26 protein-coding genes and 1 pseudogene are annotated in these 23,419 nt (G+C 39.2%); 14 read left to right on the top strand and 13 right to left on the bottom strand.

Features of this window, described 5'->3' with window-relative positions; translation table 11 throughout:
- Positions 1 to 49 precede the first annotated feature (49 nt).
- The 9 genes from M1M80_RS21450 to M1M80_RS21410 all read left to right on the top strand — a co-directional run bounded on the left by M1M80_RS21450 (position 50) and on the right by M1M80_RS21410 (position 7,026).
- Positions 50 to 256 carry a DUF951 domain-containing protein gene (locus M1M80_RS21450; RefSeq protein WP_003219236.1) on the top strand — a complete coding sequence of 69 codons (207 nt, stop codon included), beginning with the start codon at positions 50 to 52 and terminating at the stop codon, positions 254 to 256.
- 50 nt (positions 257 to 306) lie between these two features.
- The gene (locus M1M80_RS21445; RefSeq protein WP_060399972.1) at positions 307 to 2,310 is read left to right on the top strand and encodes a molybdopterin-dependent oxidoreductase; all 2,004 of its coding nucleotides are present in this window, start codon (positions 307 to 309) and stop codon (positions 2,308 to 2,310) included.
- A 126-nt stretch (positions 2,311 to 2,436) separates the two neighbouring features.
- Positions 2,437 to 3,537, top strand: coding sequence for a redox-regulated ATPase YchF (gene ychF, locus M1M80_RS21440; RefSeq protein ID WP_003236624.1), 1,101 nt, complete (start codon positions 2,437 to 2,439; stop codon positions 3,535 to 3,537).
- 110 nt (positions 3,538 to 3,647) lie between these two features.
- Positions 3,648 to 3,935 carry a 30S ribosomal protein S6 gene (rpsF, locus tag M1M80_RS21435; RefSeq protein WP_003236622.1) on the top strand — a complete coding sequence of 96 codons (288 nt, stop codon included), beginning with the start codon at positions 3,648 to 3,650 and terminating at the stop codon, positions 3,933 to 3,935.
- Between the two features lie 40 nt (positions 3,936 to 3,975).
- Positions 3,976 to 4,494 (top strand): single-stranded DNA-binding protein SsbA, encoded by a 519-nt coding sequence (gene ssbA, locus M1M80_RS21430; protein WP_003219228.1) that lies wholly within the window; start codon positions 3,976 to 3,978, stop codon positions 4,492 to 4,494.
- Positions 4,495 to 4,537: 43 nt separating this feature from the next.
- Positions 4,538 to 4,777, top strand: coding sequence for a 30S ribosomal protein S18 (gene rpsR / locus M1M80_RS21425; protein ID WP_003219224.1), 240 nt, complete (start codon positions 4,538 to 4,540; stop codon positions 4,775 to 4,777).
- A 60-nt stretch (positions 4,778 to 4,837) separates the two neighbouring features.
- Positions 4,838 to 5,596, top strand: a complete 759-nt coding sequence (xth, locus tag M1M80_RS21420; protein WP_060399971.1) for an exodeoxyribonuclease III — start codon at positions 4,838 to 4,840, stop codon at positions 5,594 to 5,596.
- Between the two features lie 58 nt (positions 5,597 to 5,654).
- Positions 5,655 to 6,590: a LacI family DNA-binding transcriptional regulator gene (locus tag M1M80_RS21415; protein ID WP_060399970.1), complete on the top strand. Its 936-nt coding sequence runs from the start codon at positions 5,655 to 5,657 to the stop codon at positions 6,588 to 6,590.
- A gap of 55 nt (positions 6,591 to 6,645) precedes the next feature.
- Positions 6,646 to 7,026, top strand: coding sequence for a VOC family protein (locus M1M80_RS21410; RefSeq protein WP_060399969.1), 381 nt, complete (start codon positions 6,646 to 6,648; stop codon positions 7,024 to 7,026).
- A 72-nt stretch (positions 7,027 to 7,098) separates the two neighbouring features.
- Here M1M80_RS21410 and M1M80_RS21405 read toward each other — a convergent pair whose 3' ends face one another.
- Complete coding sequence (locus tag M1M80_RS21405) at positions 7,099 to 8,454, bottom strand: MFS transporter (protein WP_060399968.1); 1,356 nt, start codon at positions 8,452 to 8,454, stop codon at positions 7,099 to 7,101.
- A gap of 226 nt (positions 8,455 to 8,680) precedes the next feature.
- Here M1M80_RS21405 and M1M80_RS21400 point away from each other — a divergent pair, with 226 nt between their 5' ends.
- Positions 8,681 to 9,580: a CPBP family intramembrane glutamic endopeptidase gene (locus M1M80_RS21400; RefSeq protein WP_060399967.1), complete on the top strand. Its 900-nt coding sequence runs from the start codon at positions 8,681 to 8,683 to the stop codon at positions 9,578 to 9,580.
- Here the strand turns inward: M1M80_RS21400 and M1M80_RS21395 are convergent.
- The 5 genes from M1M80_RS21395 to M1M80_RS21375 all read right to left on the bottom strand — a co-directional run bounded on the left by M1M80_RS21395 (position 9,577) and on the right by M1M80_RS21375 (position 13,980).
- Positions 9,577 to 11,646 (bottom strand): thioredoxin domain-containing protein, encoded by a 2,070-nt coding sequence (locus tag M1M80_RS21395; RefSeq protein ID WP_060399966.1) that lies wholly within the window; start codon positions 11,644 to 11,646, stop codon positions 9,577 to 9,579. The two genes, M1M80_RS21400 and M1M80_RS21395, sit on opposite strands and share 4 nt — an antisense overlap.
- Positions 11,647 to 11,724: 78 nt before the next feature.
- The gene (locus M1M80_RS21390) at positions 11,725 to 12,555 is read right to left on the bottom strand and encodes a hypothetical protein (RefSeq protein WP_060399965.1); all 831 of its coding nucleotides are present in this window, start codon (positions 12,553 to 12,555) and stop codon (positions 11,725 to 11,727) included.
- A gap of 23 nt (positions 12,556 to 12,578) precedes the next feature.
- A complete protein-coding gene (locus tag M1M80_RS21385; protein ID WP_060399964.1) occupies positions 12,579 to 13,097 on the bottom strand; it encodes an ImmA/IrrE family metallo-endopeptidase in 519 nt (172 codons plus the stop codon).
- Positions 13,094 to 13,261 carry a hypothetical protein gene (locus M1M80_RS21380; RefSeq protein WP_178938637.1) on the bottom strand — a complete coding sequence of 56 codons (168 nt, stop codon included), beginning with the start codon at positions 13,259 to 13,261 and terminating at the stop codon, positions 13,094 to 13,096. The genes M1M80_RS21385 and M1M80_RS21380 overlap by 4 nt, the downstream gene beginning before the upstream one ends.
- A gap of 17 nt (positions 13,262 to 13,278) precedes the next feature.
- Complete coding sequence (locus tag M1M80_RS21375; protein ID WP_248596958.1) at positions 13,279 to 13,980, bottom strand: recombinase family protein; 702 nt, start codon at positions 13,978 to 13,980, stop codon at positions 13,279 to 13,281.
- Positions 13,981 to 14,069: 89 nt separating this feature from the next.
- Here M1M80_RS21375 and M1M80_RS21370 point away from each other — a divergent pair, with 89 nt between their 5' ends.
- On the top strand, positions 14,070 to 16,013 hold the full coding sequence (locus tag M1M80_RS21370; RefSeq protein ID WP_060399963.1) for an NACHT domain-containing protein: 1,944 nt from the start codon (positions 14,070 to 14,072) through the stop codon (positions 16,011 to 16,013).
- A gap of 846 nt (positions 16,014 to 16,859) precedes the next feature.
- On the opposite strand, the gene M1M80_RS21365 is transcribed toward M1M80_RS21370, so the two are convergent.
- The 3 genes from M1M80_RS21365 to M1M80_RS21355 form a co-directional block, all read right to left on the bottom strand.
- On the bottom strand, positions 16,860 to 17,591 hold the full coding sequence (locus M1M80_RS21365; RefSeq protein ID WP_060399961.1) for a MerR family transcriptional regulator: 732 nt from the start codon (positions 17,589 to 17,591) through the stop codon (positions 16,860 to 16,862).
- A gap of 1 nt (position 17,592) precedes the next feature.
- Positions 17,593 to 17,931: a magnetosome magnetite crystal formation protein family gene (locus M1M80_RS21360; RefSeq protein WP_060399960.1), complete on the bottom strand. Its 339-nt coding sequence runs from the start codon at positions 17,929 to 17,931 to the stop codon at positions 17,593 to 17,595.
- A 384-nt stretch (positions 17,932 to 18,315) separates the two neighbouring features.
- Complete coding sequence (locus M1M80_RS21355; protein WP_003236602.1) at positions 18,316 to 18,678, bottom strand: MmcQ/YjbR family DNA-binding protein; 363 nt, start codon at positions 18,676 to 18,678, stop codon at positions 18,316 to 18,318.
- 672 nt (positions 18,679 to 19,350) lie between these two features.
- On the opposite strand from M1M80_RS21355, the gene M1M80_RS21350 reads away from it, so the two are divergent.
- On the top strand, positions 19,351 to 20,259 hold the full coding sequence (locus M1M80_RS21350; protein ID WP_060399959.1) for a hypothetical protein: 909 nt from the start codon (positions 19,351 to 19,353) through the stop codon (positions 20,257 to 20,259).
- A gap of 256 nt (positions 20,260 to 20,515) precedes the next feature.
- Here M1M80_RS21350 and M1M80_RS21770 read toward each other — a convergent pair.
- Positions 20,516 to 20,650 (bottom strand): annotated as a pseudogene (locus M1M80_RS21770) (DUF255 domain-containing protein); the annotation flags it as partial.
- 56 nt (positions 20,651 to 20,706) lie between these two features.
- Between M1M80_RS21770 and M1M80_RS21340 the strand changes: the two are divergent.
- A complete protein-coding gene (locus M1M80_RS21340; protein WP_060399958.1) occupies positions 20,707 to 21,015 on the top strand; it encodes a hypothetical protein in 309 nt (102 codons plus the stop codon).
- A gap of 184 nt (positions 21,016 to 21,199) precedes the next feature.
- Here M1M80_RS21340 and M1M80_RS21335 read toward each other — a convergent pair whose 3' ends face one another.
- Positions 21,200 to 21,796 carry a YczE/YyaS/YitT family protein gene (locus tag M1M80_RS21335; RefSeq protein WP_060399957.1) on the bottom strand — a complete coding sequence of 199 codons (597 nt, stop codon included), beginning with the start codon at positions 21,794 to 21,796 and terminating at the stop codon, positions 21,200 to 21,202.
- Positions 21,793 to 22,239, bottom strand: a complete 447-nt coding sequence (locus M1M80_RS21330) for a GNAT family N-acetyltransferase (RefSeq protein ID WP_060399956.1) — start codon at positions 22,237 to 22,239, stop codon at positions 21,793 to 21,795. The genes M1M80_RS21335 and M1M80_RS21330 overlap by 4 nt, the downstream gene beginning before the upstream one ends.
- Before the next feature lie 119 nt (positions 22,240 to 22,358).
- Here M1M80_RS21330 and M1M80_RS21325 point away from each other — a divergent pair, with 119 nt between their 5' ends.
- On the top strand, positions 22,359 to 22,811 hold the full coding sequence (locus M1M80_RS21325; protein WP_003236585.1) for a MarR family transcriptional regulator: 453 nt from the start codon (positions 22,359 to 22,361) through the stop codon (positions 22,809 to 22,811).
- 163 nt (positions 22,812 to 22,974) lie between these two features.
- Here the strand turns inward: M1M80_RS21325 and M1M80_RS21320 are convergent, their stop codons facing one another.
- Positions 22,975 to 23,328 (bottom strand): winged helix-turn-helix transcriptional regulator, encoded by a 354-nt coding sequence (locus tag M1M80_RS21320; RefSeq protein ID WP_060399955.1) that lies wholly within the window; start codon positions 23,326 to 23,328, stop codon positions 22,975 to 22,977.
- Positions 23,329 to 23,419 lie beyond the last annotated feature (91 nt).

Genomic DNA, 23,419 nt, shown 5'->3' with positions numbered 1-23,419 from the left:
GTTTTTTTGTACAATAGATACAGCAGTTTATGAAAAGAGGTGAAGGGTCTTGGCGGATAAAGACTTTGGCCTGAATGATATCGTAGAAATGAAAAAACCGCATCCATGCGGAGCGAACAGCTGGAAAATTATACGCATGGGAATGGATATTCGAATTAAGTGTGAGGGATGCTCTCACAGTGTAATGATTCCGAGAAAAGAATTTGAAAGAAAACTAAAAAAAGTACTAGTCAAGCATGAGGAGCCTACTTCGTAAAAAGGCCTGCACTCATGCTTTTTCATATAGTAGGTAAGGAGAAGACGGCGATGAGCAAAGTGCATCAGTCAGCATGTCCGCTGAATTGCTGGGACAGCTGCGGTTTTTTGGTGACTGTTGAAGACGGAAAGGTAACAAAAGTGGACGGAGATCCAAACCATCCGATTACGGAAGGCAAAATCTGCGGCCGCGGCAGAATGCTTGAGACAAAAACAAATTCGCCTGAGCGGCTTTGCTATCCGATGAAAAAGCAAAATGGCGAGTTTGTGCGGATTTCCTGGGAGCAGGCGCTTGATGAAATTGCCGATAAGCTTCGGGAGATCAAGGAAACGTCAGAAACGACTGCTGTTTTGCACAGCCATGATTATGCGAATAACGGTTTGTTAAAAGCGCTAGATCAGCGTTTTTTTAATGGATATGGCGGCGTGACTGAAATCGTCGGAAGCATATGCTGGGGCTCCGGTATCGAGGCGCAAAGCTGGGATTTCGGCCGTTCGTATGGGCACGGCCCCCTTGATATTTACAACAGCAAACATGTTGTTGTGTGGGGAAGAAATGTATCCAGAACGAATATGCACTTATACCATCATTTGCAGCAGGTGAAGAAAAAGGGTGCCACGCTTACAGTGATTGATCCGATCTTCAACCCGACTGCCAAGCTTGCAGACCGCTATATCTCAGTAAAGCCGGGAATGGACGGCTGGCTTGCGGCAGCTGTTTTGAAGGTTCTGATTGAGACAGGAAGAACGGATGAGACGTTTATTTCTGAGCACTCTGTCGGTTTCGATGATGTAAAAGAGCTTTTGAACACCGTTTCCTTAGAAGAGTTTATTGTGAAAACAGAAGCTTCTATGGAGGAGCTGGAGTATCTGGCCGGTTTGTATGCTGACGGCCCGGTGTCTACTTTTATGGGGCTTGGCATGCAGCGATATAAAAACGGCGGCGAAACGATTCGCTGGATTGATGCACTTGTTGCGGCAAGCGGAAATGTTGGAATTAAAGGCGGCGGCGCGAATTTCGGTAACGTTCAGATCGGTGAGAGCTTTGCAAAAGCGAAGCTTACGCTGCCGGAATTAAAAACAGCATCACGCTCATTTTCAATGATGACACAGGCTGAAGAGGTGTTGACTGCTGCTGATCCAGCGATTGAGATGATTATCGTGACGTGCGGAAATCCGCTGACTCAGGTGCCGAATACCAATAAAGTAAGACAAGCGTTTGAAAACGTGCCGATGACGGTAGCGATTGATTCTATCATGACAGATACGGCAAAACTGTGTGATTATGTGCTGCCGACTGCCACTGTTTTTGAAGAAGAGGATATCTACTATTCCAGCATGTATCATCATTACGTTCAGTACGGGAAGAAGCTTGTGGAGCCGCAGGGTGAAGCGAAGTCGGACAGCCGGATCTGGTCAGAGCTTGCAAAACGCCTTGGATTTGGCGAGCTGTTTGAATACAGTACTGAAGAATTTTTGGAGATGGGGCTTTCTTCATTGGAAGCAGAGGAAGTGACACTAGAGCGATTGAAAGAAAAAGGCCACCTCCCTCTTCCAGTTAAGCAGGTGCCGTGGGATGATTATAAATTTTTGACGCCGAGCGGAAAATTTGAATTTACTTCGTCGTTAGCTGAGGAAAAAGGGTTGAGCGGCTTGCTTCAATTAAACGTGCCCGAAGAATCTGTTTTCCATAATGAGGAGTTGGCTGGAAAGTATCCTTACACGCTTTTGTCCATTCATCCCCAGCGTTCTAATCATTCTCAGCATGTGCCGTTTATTGAAAAGCTTCAACATATTCAAGTGGATATTTCTCCAGATATAGCGGCTGAGCAGGATCTTCAGGACGGAGACGAGGTTGCCATCTTTAATGACCGCGGGCGCTTGACGGGCAAGGTGAAAGTGATGAGGCAGGCTCACCCGAAGACGATTAATATAGATGAAGGCATGTGGGCGGCTTTTGGAGGTTCAGTCAATGCACTGACAAATGATACAAATTCCGATAATGGAATGGGAAGTACGCTTTTTGACTGTTTAGTAGGCTTGAAAAAAGCATAATCAAAGGACTTGGCAGGCTGAAAATGCAGTTTTGTCAGCTTGTCTTTTCCAGTGAACCTCCTTATAATTGCTCTAGGTTCAAAATACGTTTACACAATGACGGTTTTATATAGAGGAGATGAAAGAATGGCTTTAACAGCTGGAATTGTTGGTTTGCCAAACGTCGGGAAATCAACACTATTTAACGCAATTACACAGGCCGGTGCTGAATCAGCCAACTACCCGTTCTGTACGATTGATCCGAACGTAGGGATTGTAGAAGTACCGGACGAACGTCTGCAAAAGCTGACTGAGCTGGTCAAACCGAAGAAGACTGTGCCGACTGCTTTTGAATTTACTGATATTGCCGGTATTGTAAAAGGCGCATCTAAAGGAGAAGGTCTCGGCAATAAATTCCTTTCTCACATTCGCCAGGTTGACGCGATTTGCCACGTTGTCCGCGCTTTTTCTGATGATAATATTACACACGTTTCCGGAAAAGTTGATCCGATTGATGATATTGAAACGATCAACCTTGAGCTGATCCTCGCTGATATGGAAACGGTTGAAAAGCGGATTACACGCGTCAGCAAACTTGCGAAGCAAAAAGATAAAGACGCTGTATTTGAGTTTGAGATTCTGTCTAAACTGAAAGAAGCGTTTGAGAATGAAAAGCCTGCACGTTCTGTTGAGTTTACTGAAGAGCAGCAAAAGCTTGTAAAGCAGCTTCATTTACTGACTTCGAAACCTATTTTGTACGTGGCGAACGTAAGTGAAGATGAAGTGGCTGATCCGTCTGGCAATGAAAATGTAGCGAAAATTCGCGAGTACGCTGCCGGCGAAAACGCGGAAGTTATCGTTGTGTGTGCGAAAATCGAATCGGAAATCGCTGAGCTTGAAGGCGAAGAAAAGCAAATGTTCCTGGAAGAGCTGGGCATTGAAGAATCAGGTCTTGATCAGCTGATCAAAGCGTCTTACTCCCTTCTTGGCCTTGCAACATATTTCACAGCCGGAGAACAGGAAGTCAGAGCTTGGACATTCAAAAAAGGCATGAAAGCCCCTGAATGTGCAGGAATTATTCATAGTGACTTTGAGCGCGGCTTCATTCGTGCTGAAACTGTTGCTTATGAGGATCTTCTTGCGGGCGGCGGCATGGCAGGAGCCAAAGAAGCAGGAAAAGTCCGTCTTGAAGGAAAAGAGTATGTGGTTAAAGACGGAGATGTTATTCATTTCCGATTTAATGTATAGGATGCAGTTGTAAAGGGACAAGAGCTTTGGTATAATATAAAATTGTGAGTAATAGAATTATTGCTCCTTGCCCATTATGGGCCGCTTAGTCCAAAAGGAGGTGCAAACAGATGAGAAAGTACGAAGTTATGTACATTATCCGCCCAAACATTGACGATGAGTCTAAAAAAGCAGTTATCGAGCGTTTCAACAACGTTCTGACTTCTAACGGTGCGGAGATCACTGGAACAAAGGATTGGGGTAAACGTCGTCTTGCTTACGAAATCAACGATTTCCGCGACGGTTTCTACCAAATCGTAAACGTTCAATCTGACGCTGCGGCAGTTCAAGAATTTGACCGTCTAGCTAAGATCAGTGACGATATCATTCGCCACATTGTTGTTAAAGAAGAAGAATAAGCAATTTTGAAATATATAATGGTAAAAGGTGGTCTTTCTTATGCTTAACCGAGTTGTATTAGTCGGAAGACTGACAAAAGACCCAGAGCTTCGTTATACGCCAAACGGTGCGGCTGTTGCTACGTTTACTCTTGCTGTGAATCGTACATTTACGAACCAGTCCGGAGAACGTGAGGCCGATTTCATTAATTGTGTCACTTGGAGAAGACAAGCCGAAAACGTTGCAAACTTCCTGAAAAAAGGAAGCCTTGCAGGCGTAGATGGCCGTTTACAAACAAGAAACTATGAAAACCAGCAAGGACAGCGTGTCTTCGTGACCGAGGTCCAAGCTGAAAGTGTTCAATTTCTTGAGCCGAAAAACGGAGGCGGTTCTGGTTCAGGTGGATACAACGAAGGAAATAGCGGCGGAGGCCAGTACTTTGGCGGAGGCCAAAATGATAATCCATTCGGGGGAAATCAAAACAACCAGAGACGCAATCAGGGGAACAGCTTTAATGATGACCCATTTGCCAACGACGGCAAACCGATTGACATCTCGGATGACGATCTTCCATTCTAATGAGATTATCACCTAAATTGAAAAAGAAAGGAGGGAAATGACAATGGCAGGAGGACGCAGAGGCGGTCGTGCGAAACGCCGTAAAGTGTGTTATTTCACTTCTAACGGTATTACGCACATCGACTACAAAGATGTAGATCTTCTTAAAAAGTTTGTTTCTGAGCGCGGTAAAATTTTACCACGTCGTGTAACTGGAACAAACGCTAAATACCAACGTAAATTGACTGCAGCGATCAAACGCGCTCGTCAAATGGCTTTACTTCCGTACGTAAGCGGTGAGTAAGCTTATACGTAAAGAGCAAGGACCTTCGGGTTCTTGCTCTTTTTTATAGGGGGATGAAACATGAAGCTGATTTCTTGGAATGTAAACGGCCTGCGGGCTGTCATGAGAAAGATGGATTTCCTCTCTTATCTGAAGGAAGAGGATGCAGATATTATATGTCTACAGGAAACAAAGATACAGGACGGCCAGGTTGATCTCCAGCCTGAAGGCTATCATGTGTATTGGAATTATGCAGTGAAAAAAGGATATTCCGGCACGGCTGTTTTTTCAAAACAAGAGCCGCTGCGTGTCATGTATGGTATCGGAATAGAAGAGCATGACCAAGAAGGCAGAGTGATTACGCTGGAATTTGAAAACATGTTTGTGATGACCGTTTACACGCCGAATGCGAAAAGAGGTTTGGAGCGGATCGATTACCGCATGCAATGGGAAGAGGCTTTATTATCTTATATTCTTGAATTGGATCAGAAAAAACCGGTCATTTTATGCGGCGATTTGAATGTAGCTCATCAGGAGATCGATTTGAAAAATCCAAAGGCAAACCGGAATAACGCTGGATTTTCTGATCAAGAAAGAGAAGCATTCACTCGTTTCTTAGAAGCTGGCTTTATTGACTCCTTCCGTCACGTCTATCCTGATCTTGAAGGTGCTTATTCCTGGTGGTCGTATCGTGCCGGCGCCCGGGACAGAAATATCGGATGGCGCATCGATTATTTTGTTGTGTCCGAAAGGCTTAAGGATCAGATTGAGGATGCCAGCATATCAGCGGATGTCATGGGTTCCGACCATTGTCCTGTTGAACTTATGATCAATATATGATGAGATAGCAGTAAGGAATTTACGCTTACTGCTTTTTTATATGAAAAAGGAGAAAGAGATGGCAAACATAAAAGAGATTGCAAGACTGGCAAATGTATCTGTTTCGACTGTTTCGCGTGTATTGAATCATCATCCGTATGTGTCTGAAGAAAAGAGAAAACTTGTTCATCAAGTCATGAAGGAATTAGATTACATACCAAATCGAACCGCAATCGATCTCATTCGCGGGAAAACCCATACGGTCGGTGTGATTCTGCCTTATAGCGATCATCCCTGCTTTGATAAAATCGTAAACGGAATCACTAAGGCGGCTTTTCAGCAAGAGTATGCAACGACCCTCCTCCCCACCAATTATAACCCCGCTATTGAAATCAAATATTTAGAGCTGTTAAGAACAAAGAAAATAGACGGTCTCATTATTACATCCCGCGCCAATGACTGGGACAGCATTTTAGCATATCAGGAGTATGGGCCGATCATCGCTTGTGAGGATACCGGAGACATTGGTGTCCCATGTGCGTACAACGACAGAAGAGCTGCTTATGCAGAAAGCTTGCGCTATTTAAAGAGCCGCGGACATGAGAATATCGCTTTTACGTGTGTCAGAGAAGCCGACAGGAGTCCGAGCACGGCTGACAAAGCTGCGGCCTATAAAGCCGTCTGCGGGAGCTTGGAAGACCGTCATATGCTGTCCGGTTGCAACGATATGAATGACGGTGAGCGGGCAGCTGAGCACTTTTATACGAGCGGAAGGGTTCCAACGGCTATCTATGCAAATAGTGATGAAGTGGCAGCTGGAATTCATGTATTTGCCCAAAAGAATAAATGGGATGTTGAAATCATTGGCGAGGGGAATTCTTCTATCAGCCGTGTTCTTGGTTTTCCGTCGCTTGATTTGAATCTTGAGCAGCTCGGCATCGCAGCATTCTCTCTATTTTTGCAGGATGAACCCATTGATATAAAAATTCAGCATCAATTCGAGAAAAAAGCTTGAACTGAAATGCATTTCATACCTTATAACTTCATTGAAGGTGAAGGAGGAGGAAGAAATGCGGATTGAACATACAGCGATCTGGGTCAAAGATTTAGAGCGAATGAAGGCTTTTTATGAAACGTATTTTAATGGCAAAGCGAACGATTTGTATCATAATGAGAAAAAAGATTTTAAGTCTTATTTTATTACGTTTGATTCCGGAGCAAGGCTGGAAATTATGAAAAAAGGAAATGTGACTGATCCGCCTTCACAAACGATGACAGGCTGGGCTCACATTGCCTTTTCTGTTGGAAGCCGAGAGAAGGTTGATGAACTGACTGATCGATTGAAGAAGGATGGTTTCGCAGTAGTAAACGGCCCGAGGACAACAGGAGACGGCTACTATGAAAGTGTGATTGAAGATGATGAAGGAAATTTGGTTGAGATTACAATTTGACATCGCGGAAACCCTGAGAGGATGTTGAAGGAATTGTAGTAAGATCAGTGCGGCAGAACCGCACTGACTTTTTTAAATTTGTTTCGCATTCGTGTTAGGGCCGAAGCAGATTAACAGCACGGAGCATGCGAGCCAGCAGCCGCCGATAAATAAAAAGACGCTGATATAGCCGAGCTGAACGGCGATAAACCCGACGAGCAATGAGCCGAAGATGTTTGAAAAGCGGCCGAGGCCATAGGCTAAACCGCTGCCAGACGAGCGGTATTCAGTCGGATAAGGTTCTGACGTATAAGCATATAAGTTCGAGGTGAAAACCCGTTCCGTGATATTGACGATAAAACCAAACACAATGATCATGATCGGAATAAAAGTCATGCCATATAAGAGACCGGCGATGGCCGTTAAAAACGCGCTGGCGGCTAAAATCCATTTTCTTTGAAATTTTTCAGAAATCATCGAACCAAGCAATGCGCCAAGAGGAGCGCCGACGGAGTGCAGTACGTTATACCACAATGTATTTTCCATTGTGACGCCATTGCTTTTTAGCAGGCTGGGAACCCATGAGGCAAATCCGTAAAATCCAAACGTTTCAAAAATCCATACAGCAGATAAAACGATGGTGATTTTGAGGTTTCTTCCTTTCAATAATCCTGCGTAACCCGCATGTTTCTGAACAGTTTCGCTTACTTTAGGCTGAGCTGGTGCCGGAAGCGGGCCTTTCTCCTGTTCAACCTGCTCCTCAATTCGATTGAGGATCGCATCGGCTTTCGCATATTCACCGCGATTTTCGTGCCAGCGGGGTGACTCTTCCAGACGGCGGATAAAGAAAAAATAAATAAGGCCGACGGCACCCCATACAAATACAAGCCTCCATCCCCATGAACCGAGCGGAATGACAAAGGCAGACACAATATTGGTGATCGGAACGCCGATCAATCCAATCATGGCACAGAAAGAAATATATTTTCCGCGGACACTGGAAGGGAAAAATTCCGCCAAATAGCTATTGGTAATGACCATGGCAGCTGCGACACCAAACCCGGTGAGAAAACGGAAAGTCATTAAAGACGGGATGTCCCATGCTGCTGCATTGCATAGCGATGCGATTGAGAAAACGAACACAAAAAGATTTAAGGCCTTTTTTCGGCCAATTCGATCAGACAGCCTTCCTCCCAGTGATGCGCCTAAAAACATGCCTAAAAACGAAGCCGCCGTTACATTGGCAATGGTTGAAAGCGGGATGCCCCAATGCTCGATCAGTGCCGGCGCTACATTGCTGAGGGTAAATAAATCTGCAAGATCGAAGAAATAAACAATGCCGAGAGCGGTTAATACTTGGAAGTGAACGCGAGAAATCGGAAGGCGGTCTAAACGATTCGCTGCGTTTGAGAAAGGATGTGTGTTCTTCTGTTTGAAGATCGTATTCATAAAAAACCCCCTTTTGAGTAGTAAGAAAAGACTGAAAATTCCCCTCTTGGGAATATTATAAGTATCTTGATTCATTGGCGACAGAGTTCAAATCACTAGATGGAAGAACTAAATTCGCACTTTTTATGTTCATTTTGCTAAAAAGATTTCCAAAACAGTAGATTCATAGACCAAATTATGCAAATATATAGTAATATTCTCATTGAAAGGAAGAGACATAGAAGGAATGAATTCATTTATCCGTCCTATAGAAGGAAACAATACGTTGTGGAGATATTTTTTCGCCTTTTTGGTGATGGTAGGGTTATATGTATTCGGGAATATTGCTTACCTTTTCGCGATACTGTTTACGGTTATTGTGAATCCCGATATCACGTTTGATTTGGATGAAGCTGTGCTGAGTGATCCTCTGGTTGATCTTTATTTGTCTCATGTTATTTATTTGTTTGCGATTCCAGGAGTATGGCTGGCTGTTCGCTTTATTCTGAAACTGCCTTTCCGAACTGTGATTACACCGAATGCAAAGGTCAATTGGCGGAGAATTTTCTTTGGCTTTATTGCTTATTTCTTGCTGATGATCGCCGTGCAATTGATTGATTTTGCGATTCATCCTGGCAGCTATTCAATGCAGGACTTCGATGCTTCACGGTTTATCTGGCTGCTAGCGGCGGCCCTCATTTTGGTTCCGTTTCAAACCTCAGCTGAGGAACTGTTTTTCAGAGGATTTTTGCTTCAAGCTTTCGGGAGAATGACGAAAAATCCTCTTATTTTGACATTGGTTGTCGGTGGCTTGTTTGGCGTATTGCATTTTGCGAATCCAGAGATGAACAATGGCGCTGTCTGGGCAGGAATTGAGTATTTAACGTTTGGTTTTGTGTGGACCTATTACACGATTAAAACAGGCAGTATTGAAATATCACTTGGCGCCCATGCCGCGAATAATATGTTTTTGTGTATGTTTATCACAGAAAAAAACAGTGTGTATGGAGGAATTCCCTCTTTATTTACGGTTACGCGGGGGAACCCGATGTGGGAGGCTTTATTTACGATAGCGGTCAACCTTGTTTTTGCGGGAATCGCGTTGTGGTACCATAAGAAATCACAAAATAAGCAGCAAGGGTCTTAATCCCTGCTGCTTATTAGTGTTTGGATGGCTTCTTCGATATTTGTTGTCGGCTGCTGGCAGGCGAAGTTTTCGCAAATATACACGGTTGTTTTGCCGTCTATGATGCGGTAGTCTGCCGCGAATGGCGCAATGTCTTTGCATTCATCAGGATGCTCTGCCACCAGAATAGAGTCGTTGGGCTTAAAGGCCTTTTGAAGTGCAGTTATGATTTGTTTTCTGGCTGGATCGTCTGCGCTGCCAAAAATAACGATTTCTTTTTTAGGCATCAGATGCTTTAACACGCTTTGCATAAAGAAAGCATGGCCACTTGGATACGCGTCGATGTCCGGCTTGAATACGGAGAACATCGTTTCCGCTTTTTCAATCAGTGATAAGTCGCCTGTAACCTGTCCAAGGCGGAGAAGCTGCACGGCTGCCACGCTGTTTCCGGAAGGCACGGCGCCGTCGTATACTTCTTTTTCCCGGACGATTAAGGCTTCTGCATCGTGTCCGGTGAAATAGAATCCGCCATGCTCCTCATCCCAAAATAAGCCGATCATATCGTCTGTCAGTTTCTTCGCTTTTCGTAAATAAGAAAGATCAAACGAAGCTTCATAGAGATCCAGATAAGCCCATAAGAGAAAAGCGTAATCGTCGATGAAACCTTTGTTTTTCACTTCGCCGTCTCGATACCTGACCATTACACGGCCGTCGATGATTAACTTGTTTTCAATAAATGTGATGGCGTCTTTCGCTAAGCTGAGATATTTCGGTTCCTGGTATACCTTTGCCGCTTTGGCGAGCCCTGCGATCATCAGCGCGTTCCATGACGTCAGCACCTTATCATCGACATGCGGATAGGTTCTTTCTTCGCGTATCTTCAAGAGCTGTTGTCTTGCGTCCTCGAGCTTGAGGTTGAGCTCTTCCTCAGTTAAACCGGCATCAGCTTTGAGTTGTTCCCACTTTGTGTGAATCAGATTCGGAATATTTTTGCCTTCAAAATTCCCTTTTTCAGTGATGTCATACACTTGGCAATACAGCGTTCCAAGATCGTCTCCGAGCGTTTTCAAGATTTCATCCTTTGACCACACGTAGTATTTTCCTTCTTCTCCTTCTGTGTCCGCGTCTAAAGCGGAGAAAAAGCTTCCATCCTCATGGGTCATTTCCCGCTGAATGAACGTGATGATCTGCTCGCAAATCTCTTTATACCGGCTGTTTTGCGTGACCTGATAGGCTTCTGTATAAGCGGTCAGCAGCAGTGCATTGTCGTACAGCATTTTTTCAAAGTGGGGAACGAGCCACTCGTCATCGGTCGAGTAACGGGCGAATCCATAGCCAATATGATCGTAAATGCCGCCATTCGCCATGCTGTCCAGCGTTTTCGTCACGTTGTATAAAGCATTCTCCTGCCCCGTATTGTGATGATAACGAAGCAAATACATCAGCATATGGGGCATCGGAAATTTTGGAGCCTGTCCGAAGCCGCCGTAGATCGTATCAAACCCGTTGGCAAGCTGCTGGAATGTCCGGTGAGTTGCTGACTCGCTAAGGCCTTCGCCTGATTTTGCAGCTGTTTTGGTCTGCAAATGTTTAGCGGCATTTTCCGCAATATCCTCGACATGCTCGCGATCATTCGCAAACGTCTCAGACAGATGCTCAAGCACATCAACGAAACCGGGACGATTGAATTTACTTGTCTTTGGAAAATATGTACCCGCGTAAAACGGCTTCTGGTCAGGCGTAATAAACACATTCAGCGGCCAGCCGCCCTGCCCGGTCATCAGCTGGCAGATTCTCATATAAACAGAATCCACATCAGGCCGCTCTTCCCTATCGACTTTAATCGTCACAAACCGTTCATTGAGAAGGCGTGCGATTTCTTCGTCCTCGAAGCTTTCGTGGGCCATGACGTGGCACCAATGACATGTCGAATAGCCGATGCTGACAAGAACCGGCTTGTTTTCGCGTTTTGCTTTTTCGAAGGCTTCTTCTCCCCAGGGATACCAGTCTACTGGATTATAAGCGTGTTGAAGCAAATAAGGGGATTTCTCTGTGATTAATCTATTGGGCTTATTGTTAGTGGGCATTGGATCACCTTCTTTCATTTGATATATGTAGATTAAATACATTCGTTAATATAACACTTTTTTTGAATTTTAATTCTTTTAACGTTTGAGCTTATTTATATGATCTGCCCAACTATCCGATATTTCATGCCCCATTGGTTCAAACTGTTTTCCGATATCGCATAACAGTTTATATGTTTCTGACTCTAACTTTTTAAGACGTTTTGTATGAGTACCATTTAATGCATTTTTTTCAGCATATTTTTCGTATTTTTGTTGTAACTGTATAGCGTTTTTGATGTATTTGGTGTTTTTTGTTCCTACTTTATCTAATAGGTCAGCATAGCTTAAAGTCGTGTATGCAAAATTTAACCCTTCCATTTTTAAAAGTAAGAAATACAGTTTAGTAAATAATAAAATGCCTTCGATTTTCTTTTTTATATTCGGTGAGTAAACACCTATTTCTTTACTTATCTTAATGTAGTCTGTTATGAATATGTCACACAATTTTATAGTTTTATCTATCGAGAGAAACTGCTTGCCTAATTTGTTAGTTGATTTGATATCCTGGTATTGCATTATTAACTCTAGATTCGCATATTTGAGGTTATCACCTATTAAAGAAAATGCTTCTAAGAATAATTTTTCGGGATTAAAATAATCATCTTCGTCTGCGAAATCTTCTTCATCCTTATAGTTGAAAATGATATCAGTTTGTTTATCGATTTCTTTGTAAAGATAGTTTGTTACATGATGAATTGTAGGAGAATACAGGTTTTGAAAACTTTCTTTTTTCTGTTTAAGGTCTTCCCTTTTTTGAGAGTAACGATGAGAAAAAACTTGTCCTAAAAAAGCGGCGGTGAGTGTGCCGGCAACTGTAAAAACGGTTCCCCATTGAATACCCCAATCAAGCCCAACAAGCCAATTCATACTGTAGTACCCCATTTCTGATTTTATGAATTTATAATTGTTAATCTGTTTTGGTTTATTGCTATATTTGGTGAAAGAAGATTCATATGTCTTACTTTATGTTCCACAATGGGTACAGGGAGTTGAAAAAAAGAGGCTATTTGATTTAGTGTCCAGTTTTGTAATTGTGACGCTTCATTAGTCAGAACATAATCAGGTAAAAGTAATTCAGTTGCAAAGATGTTCGCCTGATGTTCTAACTTCTCACCTAGAACTAGAGAGCAGTTTTCCATTTTGAATGTGTTTAAGTTTTTATGGAGAAAATAATGCCCTAGTTCATGAGCGATTATGATTTTGGTGTTTTGGTATTTTTGATTTACCTGTATTAAATAATGATGATGTTTTTTGTAATATTGAAGAAAGCCTTTGATGCGACCTAAATTACTTTTTAAGATTGAAATGTTGAGGTTGCCGCATATTTCGTAGACATCGTTTGTTCCGTGTTCCTGAATAACTCTTTCTGCTTTATTTTTGATATTTTTTGAAGTATAGATAAGAATCACTCTTTCTTTTTCATTGCGTCAACGAATTTCATTCCATTGATTAATGCCTGTTTGATTAAGCGAGCAGTTTCCTCATCAATATCCCCGTCCTTCATAAAAAGGAGAGTTTCTTCATTTTTTAATTCTTCAATAGCTTCATTTAATGTTTCATCCAGCTTGGACATATTCTTTGGTTTACGTCCTAATAGATAATCCGTTGATACATCGTATAAATCACTTTTCCACTAAATAAATTCCCTCTTTTAGTTCGATAACCTAACTGGTTTAGATTTATAGCAATATTATCGACACCCATTCCATCTAAAACCAACTGAAAAGCCAACTTGACACCCTTTGCCCGTTCTTTATCAATTACCACTCTTTTTTCTAAAGGGTTATAAATATAGCCAAATGGCGGGGTTCCGTTTGACCACCTGCCTAACTTTGCACTATCCTTTTTTCCTTTCCTTAGCTGCGCCTTTATATTTTCATACTCCCAGTTATTTACGAACCCAGTGAACTTTAACGCTTGCAAATCTTCTTGGATTTCTAAGTCATATATACGCTCACTATCGGTAACAAAGAGGACATCTTCTTGTCTTAATAAACTCATAAATTTAGGTGTTTCAGCATCGTCTCTAGTAACACGTGTAAGGTTAACAGATAAAACAGCATCAAAAAGGTTTTCTTTAATTTCGCATATCATTTTTTGATACTCCGGTCGATTTTCATCCATTGAACTGCCAACTTCTTGGAACAACTTAATTTCCCAGTTGTTTTTTTCTGCAATATCTAACAAACGTTTTCTGTGTTTTGCTAGCGTTTCTTCAGTCTCTTCACCTTCGTTATTGCGTGATTTTCTGAGATAAATGGCGACTCGTTTAATCCTTTCCTTTAGTTCCATACTATATCACCTTCAAATGTAATATAATTATATTATAGGTTAAGATTTCTTTTTTATTAAGAAGTTGTAAAATATAAAGGGGCAGAATTATGGAGAAAACACCAATAGATCCAAGTGCGATTATAGTAGATGTTGTTCAAAAAAACTTAGAGACTATCTGCAAAAAGGTTTTTGGCTTCAGTAAAGATAAAGTTGCAGATTATCAAATTAAAACACAAAATGCTTACCAAGGATACTTAAACAGAGCAGTTGACAAATATGGAAAGGTAAAGACACTTATTCACAAAAGTATTCCCATTAATTTATATGATTTTTATGTCCATACAGATTTAAAGTGTGAAGACAGTATTATTTCTACTGAAAATATAAATGGGATTTTACAAGTTAGTAATTCTAGTATGGTCTTAGGAACTGGTGGAACCGGAAAATCAACACTTTTTAAACATTTATTTATAAGCGCTTTATATACTTCTGATAAAATACCCATTTTCCTACCTCTTAGGAATGTAAATGATTCCGAGCAATCTCTAATTGATTGTATGTACGAGACAATTAATAGTTTAGGCTTCACCTTAGAAAAAAAATATTTTTTGGAATCTCTTGATACAGGTATATATATATTCTTATTCGATGGATTTGATGAAGTAGAAGACAGCAAACAACAGAAACTAATTAAAGAGATTGAAGTATTAATGGATAAGTACCATCAAAATAGTTTTTTGGTGTCATCAAGAGAATCAGATAGTTTATCAGTGGGATGGGATGGTTTTATTGAGTTTAAAATGCTACCTCTTAGTAAAGAAAAGTCTATTAAATTAATTGAAAAACTTCCCTACTATGATGAAGAGGTTAAGTCAAGGTTTTTAAAAACATTAGATAAATCGCTATACAAAAAGCAAAAAGATTTTTGCTCTAACCCTTTGTTATTAACCTTAATGTTACTGACATTTGAAGAGTTTGCAGAAATTCCTGATAGAATGCATGTTTTTTATGGTCAAGCATACGATGTTCTAGACCGAAAGCATGACGCCACTAAGCCTGGTTTTAAAAGAAAGAAAAAAACAGACGTTTTTAATTTAGGATCTGATGGTTTTTCTAAGATACTCGAGACAATTTCTGCTTTAAGCTATTTTGAAAATAAATTATCATTTTCAACTCAAGAACTAACTAGTTATATAAATAAAGCAAAAGTATTAGAAAGATTAGAATTTAATTCTCAATATTATATTGATGACTTGATTGAAGTTGTGTGTATATTAATAATTGATGGTTTGAAATATTCTTATCAGCATCGCTCATTTCAAGAATACTTTACTGCCACTTATATAAACAGACAACCTGGAGAGCAACAGAAAAAATTATTATATGGATTACTTAATTTTAAAAGTCGTTCCATAAACAGCGACCAAGTTCTAAAGATATTATTTGATTTAAACAGAACAATGGTCGAAAGACAATTATTTATTCCAGTACTTAAAGAGATGCAGGAGCAAGTATTCGCCGTAGGAATGAGTGATTATATTGTTGGAAGTCTTAAACATGTAATGCTAGACATTTCAAAAAAGTCTGATGGAACATTTTATTTAGCACCTGTTTATCCCATGGGGGAATCTGTAACATTTCCTTTGTTACAATTTTTAAGAAATAAATATTCTATATTTCCTGAATATTATCAAGTGTTTAAAGAACTGCATAACCAATATAGAAATATGATGTGGATTAAAGAAGTTCAAAGTTTGGATGAAATTAATTCCTTTCTTCAAATATTAAATTACGACGAACGAATCGATAAACAAATTAAAGGTATAATTGAATTTTTTGAACATAGTAAAGACCAAAATCAAAAAAATGCTCGACGACCAATTACACTAAATATAAACATATTAATGCAGAATGGCTGTTACGAAGCGAAACAAGAAATTCTCAGTATATTAAAATTTGTTGAACTTAGGATAAAAATAGGTCTGAGTGTATTAGAGAAATTAGAACATGAGCATCAAGAAATGAATCTGCTACTAGATGATTTTTTTTAGTATAAGTATCCCCTATTTTTAGAGTAGGGGATATTTTTATAGATTAACAATAAAGCAAGATATTATAACCTTCAATTATTTAAAGAATCAGTATATATAAGTCTAGTTGTTTAATGGTTGTAAGTGCATTGCAGTGGAAATCTGAATGTATTTTTTCTACTTTAACTATTATGCCACTAGTGACGAGTATGATAACCAATGCAAGTAAGCATACTATATTATGGATATTCTAATAGACATGGCATCAATGACGAGTAGGATAACCGAGGCTGGTCAGTATAGATATTGGAATCAATAGCGCTCATATTATAAAAGAAATTTGTAATGAAAAAAGACAACGATCTGTTGTCCTTTTTTTGTCTTAGAAAGCCTCATTATTCTTCTTTAAGTTAAGCCCGAGAATTGTTAGTAAGGAGAGAAATAAAACAAATAAAGGTAATATGAAGTATGTAACATAAGGGGTATCAACAAAATCACCAATTATTAAAGATATTCCTAGAATTGAATAATAAGAAATAGCAATTTTTGAATTATTTTTAAATCCAGCCTTAGAAACTAACCACATGTATTTATCTTTATTAGTCTTAACAAGTAAAGCACACATAATACTCATAAAACCTAAGAGAGATAAACCCAACTTTTGCACCGCCTATTATTATTTTTAATAATAATACTATCATAATATTCCAAAAAAATCTCTCTGTAATGGATCAAATTTGTTTGTGATTGTAAACAAGTTGGATCTCTGAATGTATTTTTTGGTTACTTTAGCAGACCTGCCACCAATTATTAGTTGAATAACCAATCTGAAAGTACAGAAATAGGCAAGGAAACCTTGCCCTTCATTTAATTTGATATCAAAGCAAATGCTTCTTTAATAAAGAGTTTTTCTTTTTCAGTTAACGGATCAAGAATATTGATTTGATCTTTCTTATTAAAATTAATCACATTATCTTTTGAGTTTTTAATTTTTAAAAGCGTTTTTCTATTAAGTGCTACAAAATCTTTTATAAAAAGTTGTGCTTCATTCGATTGGGGGCTTACATTTTCAATCACAAGGCTTTTCAACTTTGTAAATACTGAAAAATATTCTTTGTCTAAGTCTAATCTTTCATTGCTTCTAAAGTTGTAAATTGAGTTTTCGATTTGATTCAGTTCATCTAAGTTTTCTTCTTCCCAAAGGATAGAATGAATAATAAAACAAAAGATACTAGTATAGACTTTTTGTTGGTTTTCTAATATAGCAAACATATGGTTAAGTTGATCAATTGTCTGTTGTATTTTCTCTTGTTCTGCGAGGAGCTGCTTTTTTTTAAACATGATTGTATGCGTGATATCTCGTTTTTCAATTTGTTCGGCGACCAAAAAGTCTAAAATGTCCTTTAGGGAAAAACCTATAAATTTTAATGACTGAATTTGTTGCAGCCTTTTGAGATCTTTAAAACTATATAATCGATGTCCACCTTCATTATAATCACTCGGTTGAAGTAATCCGATTTTGTCATAGTATCTAAGAGTACGAATCGTTACACCAGTTCGCTTGGCTAATTGCCCAATTGTTAAAAAGTTATTCGACATATTATGCTCCTTTTGCTGCAATCTTTTTGTTTTTGATATATTGAATTGCAGGATACTGGTAAGGTTTTTGCATAGCTATGCAAATCATAGCAAATAAAATAATAATTGTTTCAATTGCTAATATAACGTACTTGACCCAAGGTGGTAAAAAACTGCTGCTTATAAAGAGGGGAATTAAAGTTAAATGGAAGTTTAGTGCTTTTCTGCTTGCTTCACGATAAAATATGTTCTTCTTTCGTTGCGAAAAAAACATAACGAGTGGAGGTAATACACCTAGAGCTAAAGAAATTCCTAACATCATCTGCACTAATAAAATTTCTTTTTTTGTGGGTTTCTTCATAAAAATCACCTTTCTTTCTAAACTTAAATATTAGTTTAAAAGATGACGTGAGGAGAGGATCAATAAATAATAAATAATTTTTAAACTAATAGGGATATTTCATGAAGTGCGGACTACAGATAACTAGTTTGGTTATTCTAACGAACATGGCACCAATGACATGTCGAATAGCCGAATTTAGTTACGTTCGACATGTTGTCATGACGTTGCTTCACAAAAAAAATTCAGGTTTTCTTGAAATGTTTTACTTGAGAAAATCAGTACTCATAATATATGATGGTCGGTTAACAGTACTTTCTTCTTCAACTAACACCCAGATAGTTTTAAATAGCGTTGGTGGCATAGAGAGAAGAACAATGTCCTAAAATGAAAGTGCCCACTAATCTAGCTTGATTTGGTTAAATTAAAGCTCTGCTCGATTAAGTAATAAATTTCTCCTTCTGGATCTGTACGTTCCAAAATAAGTGAAATCCAATGTTCCTTATCCATATGATATCCAGGAAGGATATTTTCCCCATTTCTTAAACTATCACTTATTTCAGGAGGACATTTTAGATTCAGAATATCTATTTCATCACTTCTATCAAATCCCAATTTTTCCGGGAGAACATTCATTATAAGACCGTACCATTTTTTGTTTGACTCATGTCTCAAAGCAGCATAGTGTGGGTATTTCTTCCACGGGTAATCAGGCGATGTACCGTATTTTTCTTTGACGTGTTTAAAGATATCTTCTCTTGTTAACATACTTCAATCATCCCTCCAACTACTTACGGTTAATTTCTTCTCTCTAATTCCATCTTTGAAAAAATCACAGGGATTTGTACTCAATGATCCTTGGTTGTCTATTTTGGTTACTTTAATAGACATGGCACCAACTGCATGTTGAATAACCGATCTACACCTTCTACAATCGCTGACGTAATCCCCAAACCCGTCTGTTGTTATCTAAGGATAGCGAATGTAATTAAAAAAAGTGAATAGTACTCAGTATATAGTATATAGCTACTCATTTGGAATGAATATGTTTATGTCAGATGGAATATATTGGGATTAAAGGGGGTTTACAGGAGCTTTCATTACTGATGCAGTAAATAATGATCCGCAAAAGGCGCTTGCTTTAATATTCGGTGAGGGTTTATTAACCTGTGTATCACAGGACTTAAAAGAATGGTCTGCTACTAAATGAACTGGAGTTGGACGTGACAATACCGACACTGCAGGATGGGTGTATGAAAAGCAATATTAGTATTATCTAACTGGCCATCTGGTATAAATGAAATTCCTGCAATTGTTGGTAGTGTAAAACGTGCAGTACGCCATGGTGAAGGAGCAGCCGGAAAAGTTTCATCCTTTCTTGCTGTTAAAAAAGAAGAAAAAGATTAAACATGAAATTTAACTTGGAGGAGGTTTAAACGATTGGGACAATCACGATTACCAAGCTCAGTTATTGTAGCTATGGCGTCAAAAAAGCATCGTTTATGGCATTATCTTTGGCATGGATTTCGAAACTCTTGGGAGGGACTTGATTGTAAAGATCGCGAAAAGTTATGTAAGACTCATCCAAATTGGGTGCCGCCACGCCCAGCACTCGATGCCGATGGAAAGCCTAAACGGGATAATGATTCTGGTGAGGACTTCCTTTTCATGCATAGAACGATGATTATGATCGTCAATAAAATTTTAGCAGATGAAGGTGATATTAACTATCCATGGGTTCAAGGGTGGAGGTACCTTCCAAAACCTTCTGATCAAAGTTATCCGATTTTACCAGCTTATGATAGTCATCGTATTCCAAGGGAAAGACTTGAGTTAGAAAAATCTGTCGATAGATATTGGAGTTATTTTTCAGGGCTTGAAAAGAAATTTACTGATCCAGACTACTTAAGTAGTGTAACTCTTGGCCAGCTTGGTTCTGATATTGAATTTACAATTCACAACAGTATGCACATACGATGGTCAGAAGAATCGAAAGTTGGATATATGACTGAGCCTAAATTAGGAGATCCTATAGATGATATTTGGAATCAACCTGAGTATAACTGGCTGGGTGATGAATACTCTGCTCATGTGCATCCGATTTTCTGGAAATTGCATGGTTGGGTTGACGATCGAATCAATGATTGGATGAGAATAAATCAAAAAGAGGACTATAAATGGAAGGGAACATGGATTGGTGATACAAGTATCCTGCATCTACATGATGATCATGGTCAAACACCTACCCATGGAGACCATGAACTAATTGCAAATTTAGAGTACTTGGCGGGTTTCTTAGGAAGTACAGGAAGACGGCGAAGCTCTTTTGACCTTCCAGAAATATGTTAGTTAAATAATAACAATGGAAAATGTAAATGCCTCCCCCTTTCGGAATATCATAATCAAATTCAAAGTGTACGCAATTTACCTTGTTCATGATAGGGATAACTATAATGATTGGTCTGTCTTCCCTATATGTTGATGGCAAGTGTCAGAAATTGAAATTGAGGAATTTCCAATATTAAAAGTCCATTTTCTCAATGCTGAGAAGGGCTTTTTTTGTTTTAAACTGACTCTTGTTGTTCTAAGATTTTATACGAACTTAACACCAATGACATGTGGAATAGCCGATGCTGACAAGAACCAGCTTGATTTCGCGTTTTGCTTTCTCGAAGGCTTCTTCTCCCCAAGGGAACTAATTTAAAGGGATATGAGCATGTTGAATAAATAAATGAAACATTTGAATAACCAAAACGTAACGTATATATCTGTATTTCAGGAGGTAGGTACTTAAGAATGATTAAAAATATTATTGGAACGACGCTTATACTCATTAGTTTTGTGGTATTTGGAATCAATTGGTTGTACCTGGAGCCAAGAGGGTTAGAAGAGATTCCATATTGGATTGTATTTGTAGGTGCTTTATGTGGAGGGTTTATTAAATACTACAATCCAAATCAGAAAAACACGAACGAAAATATGAGTAATGGGAATGGAAAGACAAGAAAAATCGGCAAGACCATTGATCATTTTATTGATGCCGTTTCAGGTGACATTGATAGTGGGGATAGAGATCATAGAATGAATAACAAACCTAAAAAATAGTCGACCTTAAAAGGCTCGGCTATTTTTAAAAGTCAGCTGTTTATTTTGTCATTGGATGAGGTTGTTGAGTGCATTTAATATAAACCGCTAATGCAGCGGCTTGTTCTCGCGTTTTCGAGAAAGAAGAGGTTTTTTTAACCTCTTCTTTTCTTTTTTTATAAGACACTGGTATTCACCAATTAATTTACATTTTCGAGGATAAGAAGCGCCGTTCAACAAAAGGCATAAAAAAGTGAAGGATCATTCCTCCTAAACAGACCGTTAAAAGGGTTCCGATGCCGATAGGGCCTTTAAATATAATAGCTAATACTAAGAAAAGAGCATATACCAATGTTCTTGAAAATAAGATCGTTCTTTTGGAGATATCTCGGATAATGAGTGTTAAATGATCGATAGGAGTAGATGCAAATTTTGTCTGAAGATAGATGGCTGTTCCAAGACCGATGAGCACCAAACCGATACCGAAACAAATCAGTTTGCTTACCCACATGTTTGGAGAAATAGTGGTTTTTACTATAAACAACCATAGGTCAATGCCTATCCCAGTAATAAATGCTGTAATCAAGCCCAGCAACATAGGTTTTTTTCTCGTTAAGATAGAGTTACAGATTAAGAGGATCACGGAAATAAGAACCTCCCAGCTTCCCACGGTAAGCCCGACTCCTTCGGAAAGACCAACCAAAACGGCATCAAAGGGAGATGTACCCAGTCCTGATTGTATGGTTAAGGAAATGCCTAAACTTAATATGAGGATACCTAAGCCGTAATAAATATATTTCATTTTATATTCCGTGATATGTCTTTTGTCATCAAGACGTGCGGGATGCCGTCTTCCATAAATTCCTGTGAAGAAGTCTGATAGTCCAGTTTTTTATAAAAGCCTGCTGCCTGTGTTTGCCCATGGAGCTTAAATGTAGCCATTCCTTTTTCTTTCATGATGTTTTCTAACCCGCTTATGATGACTTGGCCCAATCCATACTTACGGTAAGGTTTTAGGATGCAGATTCTTTCCAGCTTACCTGTATGATCAACGATGCGCACACGGCCTGTGCCAACTGGCTGATCCTCATGATATACCAAGATATGCTGGCATTGTTCTTGGAGCGTATCAAATTCATCGAACTCATCGGATTCAGCTACATGTTGCTCCTCAATGAATACCGTTCTTCTAATATCTAAAGCAACGTGTAAATCATTTTCAGTTGTTATTCTTTTTATATTCATATTTGATCAATCCTTTTCTGATATTAATCTGGACTGTACAGCATGCATGTGGTCTTATAGTAGTAAGGTTAAAACAATTTTGTTGTAATTGCAACAAAAATACGTGAGGGGTTTTAGGAATGAATGACATTTTGCGTGAGATCGGCATGATTGCAAGAGCGTTGGATTCCATAAGCAATATTGAATTTAAAGATTTGGACTTAACAAGAGGGCAGTATCTCTATCTTGTACGTATATACGAAAATCCGGGAATTATTCAAGAAAAATTGGCGGAAATGATAAAAGTGGACCGAACAACAGCCGCGCGGGCCATTAAGAAATTGGAAATGCAGGGATTTATTCAAAAACAGCCGGATGAGCAAAATAAAAAAATAAAAAAACTGTTCCCGACCGAGAAAGGGAAAAAGGTTTATCCATTGTTAAGAAGAGAAGGAGAACATTCCATGGAAGTGGCCTTGTCCGGTTTTACACCTGAGGAAAAGGAAACCATTTTTAAACTTGTTCACAGAGTCAGGAAGAATATAGAACGTGATTGGGAATATGTGAAGAAGGGGAACAAGAGGGACTATTAATGTACAAAGTAACAGGTCGAGCTGATACTGGCGAGAATCGGCTTCTCCTCAAAAATACCAGTCTGCTGGAGTGCGGGGGCATTTTCAAGATAATCTGCCTTGAAAATGTTCCGTTCACTTAAAAGGAACCCTTCTCTTTTCTGTAAAATCTTTAAAGCCATTTTCATCCATTTTTACTTATATACTCATTTCTCCACATCCTCATGGATGCAATAATAGGAGAAAGTTTTTCACCGAGTTCGGTTAGAGAATACTCCACCTTCTTTGGGACAGTATTCTCTACTTTTCTTTTCACAACGCCATCTGCTTCCAGTTCTCTCAGCTGCAGCGTCAGGATTCTTTGTGTAATACCTGGAATTAATCGTTTCAGCTCATTAAACCGGACTGATTTGTGAGACAGGATGTCGATGATGATTCCTTTCCATTTCCCTCCGATAATATGCAGCGTCATTTCCACGGGACAAGCCTTTTTTACTTCTGCACTGCAAGCGCCAAATCCATTGAACCGGTTACCCATACTCGTCACCTCACAATGTAAGTTGCAAAAATGTGCGTAATTACATATCTAGCTCAGATGTATTACAGTAATGATATCAAAAATTTCCAAA

Origin of the sequence: Bacillus inaquosorum, from assembly GCF_023238325.1 — a bacterium.
Taxonomy (GTDB): domain Bacteria; phylum Bacillota; class Bacilli; order Bacillales; family Bacillaceae; genus Bacillus; species Bacillus inaquosorum.
This window is presented reverse-complemented; position numbering and strand designations above follow the sequence as displayed.